We start from the raw sequence: 7,377 nt of genomic DNA, 5'->3' as shown, positions 1-7,377 counted from the left end.
GGTGCCTGCTTGAGTGGGTATTGACCGAGCGGTGAATGCTGTTACTGTCATGTTTTTTCGATGATCGTATCAAAAGCATGGATTCTGCCAAACCACCTGTTCTGTCGAGGCAGCGCCTGTTTCTGGCGCTTTTGCCTGATGATGGCGTGCGCAGGCAACTGGCCGCCCATGCCGAGCAGTGGCGCTGGCCTGCGGGCTGTGTGCGCTACGCGCCGCAAGATTGGCATGCCACGCTGCATTTCATCGGTGCTGTGGCCAGCGAAAAAGTGCGAGCCATTGCCACCGCTGCTGCGCTGCCGTTCCAGCCCTTCGATCTGGTGTTCGACCAACCCAGGCTCTGGCCGCGCGGCCTGGCCGTGCTGTGTGCCTCGGAGCTGCCCGCGGCCCTGACGAGCTTGCACCAGGCGCTCGGGCAGGCGCTGGGCGCGCTTGATCTTGCGCTGGACAAGCGACCCTATGTGCCCCACGTCACGCTGGCGCGCCATGCCGACGCGGCCATTCCACCGCCCGCTTGCAAACCTGTGCTTTGGCCAGTGCGGGGTTTTGCGCTGGTGGTTTCCACCGGGCTCAAGGCGCCTCGTTACCGGGTGCTTCGCCAGTACCTTTGACATCAGCGTCGCGCCATCAGCGGTACATGTAGGCGCGTGACCAGGGCGTCGGGTTCAGTGCTTTGCTGGTACCGGCCTTGCACGCAAGCACCTGGTACAGCGACACCCAGTTCTGCTCAAACGCATGGGCGCAGCCGGCCAGGTAGATGCGCCAGACCCGGTAGGTGGTCTCGCTGACCAGCGCGCGAATGGCCTCGCTGTGCTGTTCGTAGTTTTCCGACCAGCAGGCCAGCGTGCGGGCGTAATGGCGGCGCAGGCACTCCACGTCGAGCGCTTCAAGCCCGGCGCCCTGTATGGCCTTGAGCGCCAGGCTGATGTGCGGCAACTCGCCATTTGGAAAGACGTATTTCTCGATGAAGCTGGCCGCGCCCAGGGGCGTCCCGCCGCTGTCCGGGTCGGTCGAGGTAATGCCGTGGTTCAGCACCAGCCCGTCGTCCTTGAGCAAACTGTTGATCTTGCCGAAATAGGCCTCCAGGTGGTTCAGGCCCACATGTTCGAACATGCCGACTGACGTGATCTTGTCAAACTGGCCGTCACGTGCACTCACATCGCGGTAGTCCTGCAGGCGAATCTCGACCTGGTTGCCGAGCCCGGCCTGCGCCACGCGCTCGCACGCCAGCGCATGCTGGTTCTTGGACAGTGTGATGCCGACCACCCGGGCACCGTATTTTTGCGCCGCGCGAAGCGCCAGCGCGCCCCAGCCACAGCCGATGTCGAGCAGGCGCTCGCCCGGCTTGAGCATGAGCTTGTTCAGGATGTGATCGAGCTTGGCGATTTGCGCCTGCCCCAGCGATTCGGTCTGGCTTGGAAAGTAGGCGCAGGAATAAACCATGGCCTTATCAAGCCACAGGCGGTAGAAGTCGTTGGAGACATCGTAATGGTGCTCGATGGCGTGCGCGTCCTTGGTCCGGTCATGGCTCAGGGCGCTGAACAGGCGGCCAAACTTGCCTTGCATGGGCACGCCCACCCGGGCCAGGCCGGTGGCGGCGGCAACAATGTCGGCCGCCAGTCCGTCCACGTCGAAGTGGCCGTTGACGTAACCCTCGGCCAGGTTATCCAGGCTGGGCGGCACAAAATAGCGCAGCGCAGCCGGACTCAGGACGTTGACCGTTACGCTGGGGTGCGACCCCAGGTCATGCCGCATGCCGTTCCACAGTTGCAGGCGCAGCGGAATGTCGGCGCCGGCTTGCAGGCCCGTCAGCAGTCGGGACACCGGGTTGTGCAAGACCTCCATCAACCCGGTTCCACGACTTCATACCCAATGTCTTGCAGCAAGCCAGAGGGCGAGTCTGTTACGGGCGTTGAAAAGAGGGTGTAGGCGGCCGTGCTGGCCGCCGCCACCAGGGCCGCTGCGATCAACGCATAAATCAGCTTGTGTCGGTTCATGTTCGCTCCTGCGCAAGGGCACGGCGTGATGCCGGTGCCATGGCTCAGGATGCTAGGGCGCCCACTTTCGCAGCGATTGAGAATTGTCATTCGGGCCGCAAGTGGCGCGAGTAGTCTTGCAGTCTTGGATGGTGCCGTTTGAAGGGCGCAAAGTGGACAAGAAACAAACCTGGAATGTGGGCTACTGGCTGCTGGCCGCCGTACTGTTGCTGTGGCTGCAGAGCATCTGGCAAAACGCCAGCCAGTCCGAGGTGGTGCCCTACAGCGCGTTCGAGCAGGCGCTCAGCGAGGGCCGCATCGTCGATGTCACGGTGACTGACCTCACCATGACCGGCCGCCTGAAAGCCACCGAAGGCAACAAAAATGTGCTGGTGACCGCGCGCATCGAGCCCGAGCTGGCGGCGCGGTTGGACAAGTACAACGTGCCGTACACGCGCGTGGTCGAGAGCACGTGGCTGAAAAACCTGGCGTCGTGGCTGGTGCCGACGCTGGTCTTTTTTGGACTCTGGTTTTTCCTGTTTCGCAGCTTTGCCGACAAGCAGGGCCTGGGCGGCTTCATGTCGATCGGCAAGAGCCGCGCCAAGATTTATGTGCAGACCGACACCGGCGTCACCTTTGCCGACGTGGCCGGTGTCGATGAGGCGCGCCATGAGCTCGAAGAGGTGGTGGACTTCCTCAAGCACCCGCAGGAATACGGCCGCCTGGGCGCGCACATTCCCAAGGGCGTGTTGCTGGTGGGGCCGCCCGGCACCGGCAAGACGCTGCTGGCCAAGGCGGTGGCGGGCGAGGCCGGTGTGCCGTTCTTTTCGATCTCGGGCAGCGAATTTGTCGAGATGTTCGTCGGCGTGGGCGCGGCCCGGGTGCGTGACCTGTTCGATCAGGCGCGCAAAATGGCGCCGGCCATCATTTTTATCGACGAACTCGACGCGCTGGGTCGGGCCCGCGGCGCTTTTCCGGGGCTGGGCGGGCACGACGAAAAGGAGCAGACGCTGAACCAGTTGCTGTCGGAAATGGACGGGTTTGATGCGTCGGTGGGGTTGATCATTTTGTCGGCCACCAACCGCCCCGAAATTCTCGACCCCGCGCTGTTGCGCGCCGGGCGCTTCGACCGCCAGGTGCTGGTGGATCGGCCTGATCGAAAAGGCCGCACCGACATCCTCAAGGTGCATGTGCGCAGCATCAAGCTCGACGCGGCGCTCAAGCTCGAAGACGTGGCGGCGCTGACACCCGGCTTCAGCGGCGCCGACCTGGCCAACCTGGTCAACGAAGCCACGCTGGTGGCCACCCGGCGCAAGGCCGACCAGGTCACGCTGCCCGATTTCACGGCCGCGGTGGAGCGCATCGTGGCCGGCCTGGAGCGCCGCAACCGTGTGCTCAACCCCAAGGAGCGCGAGGCGGTGGCGTTTCACGAGATGGGTCACGCGCTGGTGGCGCTGGCCCAGCCGGGCACCGACCCGGTGCACAAGGTGTCGATCATTCCGCGCGGTATTGGCGCTTTGGGCTACACCATTCAGCGCCCCACCGAAGACCGCTACCTGATGACGCGCCCCGAACTCGAGCAAAAAATTGCCGTGCTGCTGGGCGGGCGTGCCGCCGAAAAGCTGATCTTCGAAGTGCTGTCCACCGGCGCTGCTGACGACCTGGCCAAGGCCACTGACATGGCCCGCGACATGGTCACGCGCTACGGCATGGACGAGGCGCTGGGCTATGTGGCCTATGAGCCCAAGCGCCAGCAAATGCTCGAGCTGCCGGCGGGCGTGCTGGCGCAGGCCAGCCCGGTGTCGGAGCACACGCAGCAATGCATTGACGACGCCATCCGCGGCATTGTCATGGCTGGCTTTGAGCACGCCAGCGCCATTTTGCAAGCCAACCGGGCGGTGCTGGAGCGCGGCGCGCGTGCGCTGCTGGAAAAGGAAACCCTTGATGAGGCGGCCATTCGCGCGCTGGCCGCGGATTTGAAGCAGGCAGGAATAAAGGACTGAAGGGGATGCGATTTATCAAGACCCGCCCGCGCACAAAGGCTACGCTGCTGATCAAACATTGTCTTGGAGGCACATCATGCAGACCACGCAAACCACCCATTTTCTTGAAGCCGTTTCCGACCATGTCTGGCGCACGCGCTACTGCTGGACCGAGGCGGGCCGCGTGCCCGAGCCGTCGATTGATGCCACCTTTGACCGCGTGGCGCTGGCGGTGTCCGCGGCCGAGACGCATCACCGCGACGACTGGCGTGAGCGTTTTCGGGCGATTTTGAGCGACTTCCGGTTTTTACCGGGTGGGCGCATCCTGGCCGGTGTCGGCACCACCCACCACACCACGCTGTTCAACTGCTTCGTGATGGGGCCGCTGGAGGATTCGATCAGCGGCATTTTCAACGGCCTGCGCGAAGCCATGGTGACGCTGCAGGCCGGTGGCGGCGTCGGCATCGATTTCTCCACCCTGAGGCCGCTGGGCTCAGCAGCGCATGCCAGCGCGGGCGTGGCTTCAGGGCCGGTGTCGTTCATGGCTGTGTGGGAGGCGGCCAACGCCGTGCTGGAGTCGAACAACGTGCGCCGCGGCGCCATGATGGCCACGCTGCGCTGCGACCACCCCGACATCGAAGCCTTCATCGACGCCAAGCTCGCGGGCGGCGTGCTGCCGCATTTCAACCTGTCGGTGGCAGTCACCGATGACTTCATGCACGCCGTTGAAACCGACAGCCCGTGGCCGCTGGTTTTTCCGCTGGGCCAGCGGCCGCTACCTGCGGATGGCGAAGTCTGCGAGCGCGTCTGGTCGGGCGACACCTCGCCGCAGCTGTGTCTGGTGCACCGGCGCATTCCGGCGCGCCTGTTATGGGACAAGCTGCTGGCGGCGCAGCTGGCCAGTGCCGAGCCCGGCGTGCTGTTCATCGACCGCATCAACCGCGACAACAACCTCTGGTACTGCGAACGTATTGCCACCACCAACCCCTGCGGCGAAGTGCCGCTGCCCGCGTATGGCGGCTGCAACCTGGGTTCGATCAACCTGACCCGCTTTGTGCAGGAGCCTTTTGGCCAGCAAGCCAAGCTCGATTGGGCCGGCCTGAAGGCGGTGGCCGGCATGGCCACGCGTTTTCTCGACGATGTGCATGACGTTTCCCTGCTGCCGCTCAAGGCGCAGGAAAAAGCGGTGCGCGCGAGCCGCCGCATCGGGCTTGGTATTACCGGCCTGGCCGACATGCTGGTGATGCTGGGGCTGCGCTACGGCTCTGAAGCCAGCTTGGATCTGACCCGCGCCATCATGACCACGATCCGCGACACCGCCTACCAAACGTCCATCGAAATTGCCCGCGAGAAGGGCGCCTTCCCCGGCTTCGACAAAATCAAATATGGCGCCAGCCCGTTCGTGCTGGGGCTGTCACATGAGCTGCAGGATGGCATTGCCGAGCATGGCATTCGCAACAGCCACCTGCTGGCGGTGGCACCCACCGGCACGATCAGCCTGCTGGCCAACAATGTGTCGAGCGGCATCGAACCCATCTTTGCCGCTCGTGCCACGCGCAGCGTGCGCGGGGCCGACGGGCAGGCCGTCAGCTTCGAGGTCGAAGATGCCGCTGTGCGCCAGTTCCGGCATTTGCACGACGCCAAAGCCGTCTTGCCGGCGCAGCTGGTGACTATGGCCGACATCAGCGCCGAAGAGCAGTTGCGCATGATGGCAGTGGTGCAGTCGTGCGTGGACAACGCCATCAGCAAAACCGTGCGTCTGCCACCCAATGCCGGTCCGCTCGACCTGGAACTGGTCCTGCTGCAAGCCTGGGAGCTTGGGCTCAAGGGCTTTGCGGTGTACCGCGAGGGCAGCCGGGGTTGCGAAGCGGTGCTCGTTCCCGGCACGTGAGTTGGCCTCGGATTTAATAACGGGAGTTTTTGCAATGCATCCAGACGTCAAACACGCCAGGGTACCTGGCAAGCTGCTCATAGTGGGGTTTGGTAGCGTGGGGCAGGCAGTATTGCCCCTGCTGCTGCGGCACTTGGTGCTTCGCCCAGGCCAGATCAGCATCATCGCCGCCAGTGACGACGGCGCGTCGATCGCGCAGGAGTTTGGCGTGGCTTTCGAGCGGCAGGTTCTGACCGAGGCCAATTATGTGTCGGTGCTGACGGCGCGACTGGGCGCGGGCGACTTTTTGCTCAACCTGTCGGTGGACGTGTCGAGCCTGGCGCTGATCGAACTGTGCTGGCAGTGTGGCGCGTTGTACCTGGATGCCAGCATCGAGCCCTGGGCGGGCGGCTACACCGACACCGCCAGAACCGCGTCGCAGCGCTCCAACTACGCCTTGCGCGAGGCGGTGCTTGCTTTCGCGCGCGGCAAGCAGATTGGCCCGACGGCCATCGTGACGCAAGGTGCCAACCCGGGCCTGGCATCGAGCTTTGTCAGGCAGGCCCTCATGAACATGGCTGCCGATTGCAAGTTGACGGTTGATAAACCACGTAACCCCGAGGCCTGGGCCGCGCTGGCGCAAGGCTTGGGCATCAAGACGATCCACATTGCCGAGCGCGACTCCCAAACCACGCCGCAACGCAAGCAGCGCGATGAATTTGTCAACACCTGGTCGGTGGCTGGTTTCATCGGTGAAGGCACCCAGCCCTCGGAACTGGGCTGGGGCAGCCATGAGCGCGAGCTGCCCAAGGATGGGGCACGCCATGGCTTTGGCTGCGACGCCGCGATTTACCTCAACCGGCCCGGCATGGCGACCCGGGTGCGCAGCTGGACGCCGCTGGAAGGTGCTTTTCATGGCTTTCTGGTCACACACGGCGAGTCGATCTCGATCGCCGACCATCTGACGCTGCGCCGCAACGGCCAGGCAGTGTACCGGCCCACCGTGCACTACGCCTACCACCCCTGCGACGACGCCGTGTTGTCGGTGCACGAACTGGCCGGCAAGAACTGGCAGCCGCAATCAGGGCAGCGCATCCTGCGGGACGACATTGTGCGCGGCATCGACGAACTCGGTGTGTTGTTGATGGGTAGCGCCCTGGGCGTTTACTGGTTCGGGTCGCGCCTCTCGATTGACGAGGCGCGCAAACTCGCGCCGTACAACAGCGCCACCAGCCTGCAGGTGGCGGCCGGCGTGCTGGCCGGCATGGTGTGGGCGCTGCGCCAGCCGCAGGCCGGCTTGGTGGAGCCCGATGACATTGATCACGAGGCGGTGCTCGCCATTGCCAAACCCTACCTGGGCGAACTGGTGGGCGTGTATGGCAACTGGTCGCCGCTGCAAAACAGGGGGCCATTGTTTGCCGAGGAACTGGCGTTGGACGACCCCTGGCAGTTCAAAAATTTCCGGGTCGCTTGACTGCCGGAAAAGTTGTCATTGCCGGCTGTTATTTTTGTCACTGCGAGCCATCCGTACCCGGCCCGATACCGCACACGG

At 64.1% G+C, this 7,377-nt stretch carries 6 protein-coding genes; 4 read left to right on the top strand and 2 right to left on the bottom strand.

The window, feature by feature from the left end; translation table 11 throughout:
* Positions 1 to 77: 77 nt before the first annotated feature.
* Complete coding sequence (gene thpR / locus IBX54_RS10530) at positions 78 to 608, top strand: RNA 2',3'-cyclic phosphodiesterase (RefSeq protein ID WP_296542611.1); 531 nt, start codon at positions 78 to 80, stop codon at positions 606 to 608.
* Between the two features lie 16 nt (positions 609 to 624).
* Here thpR and IBX54_RS10525 read toward each other — a convergent pair whose 3' ends face one another.
* Both IBX54_RS10525 and IBX54_RS10520 read right to left on the bottom strand, forming a co-directional pair.
* The gene (locus IBX54_RS10525) at positions 625 to 1,842 is read right to left on the bottom strand and encodes a cyclopropane-fatty-acyl-phospholipid synthase family protein (RefSeq protein WP_296542610.1); all 1,218 of its coding nucleotides are present in this window, start codon (positions 1,840 to 1,842) and stop codon (positions 625 to 627) included.
* Positions 1,842 to 1,994 carry a hypothetical protein gene (locus IBX54_RS10520; protein WP_296542609.1) on the bottom strand — a complete coding sequence of 51 codons (153 nt, stop codon included), beginning with the start codon at positions 1,992 to 1,994 and terminating at the stop codon, positions 1,842 to 1,844. Before IBX54_RS10520 ends, IBX54_RS10525 begins: the two co-directional genes overlap by 1 nt.
* A gap of 152 nt (positions 1,995 to 2,146) precedes the next feature.
* On the opposite strand from IBX54_RS10520, the gene ftsH reads away from it, so the two are divergent.
* From ftsH to IBX54_RS10505, 3 genes are all read left to right on the top strand, one after another.
* A complete protein-coding gene (gene ftsH / locus IBX54_RS10515; protein WP_296542608.1) occupies positions 2,147 to 3,976 on the top strand; it encodes an ATP-dependent zinc metalloprotease FtsH in 1,830 nt (609 codons plus the stop codon).
* Between the two features lie 76 nt (positions 3,977 to 4,052).
* Positions 4,053 to 5,846: an adenosylcobalamin-dependent ribonucleoside-diphosphate reductase gene (locus tag IBX54_RS10510; protein WP_296542607.1), complete on the top strand. Its 1,794-nt coding sequence runs from the start codon at positions 4,053 to 4,055 to the stop codon at positions 5,844 to 5,846.
* A 34-nt stretch (positions 5,847 to 5,880) separates the two neighbouring features.
* Entirely contained in the window at positions 5,881 to 7,299 is a 1,419-nt protein-coding gene (locus IBX54_RS10505) for a saccharopine dehydrogenase C-terminal domain-containing protein (RefSeq protein ID WP_296542606.1), read from the top strand.
* The last annotated feature ends 78 nt before the right edge of the window (positions 7,300 to 7,377 follow it).

This window comes from Rhodoferax sp. (assembly GCF_014859475.1).
Classification (GTDB): Bacteria; Pseudomonadota; Gammaproteobacteria; order Burkholderiales; family Burkholderiaceae_C; genus Rhodoferax.
Note: the sequence above shows the minus strand (reverse complement) of the source record. Positions and strands in the feature narration are given on the sequence as shown.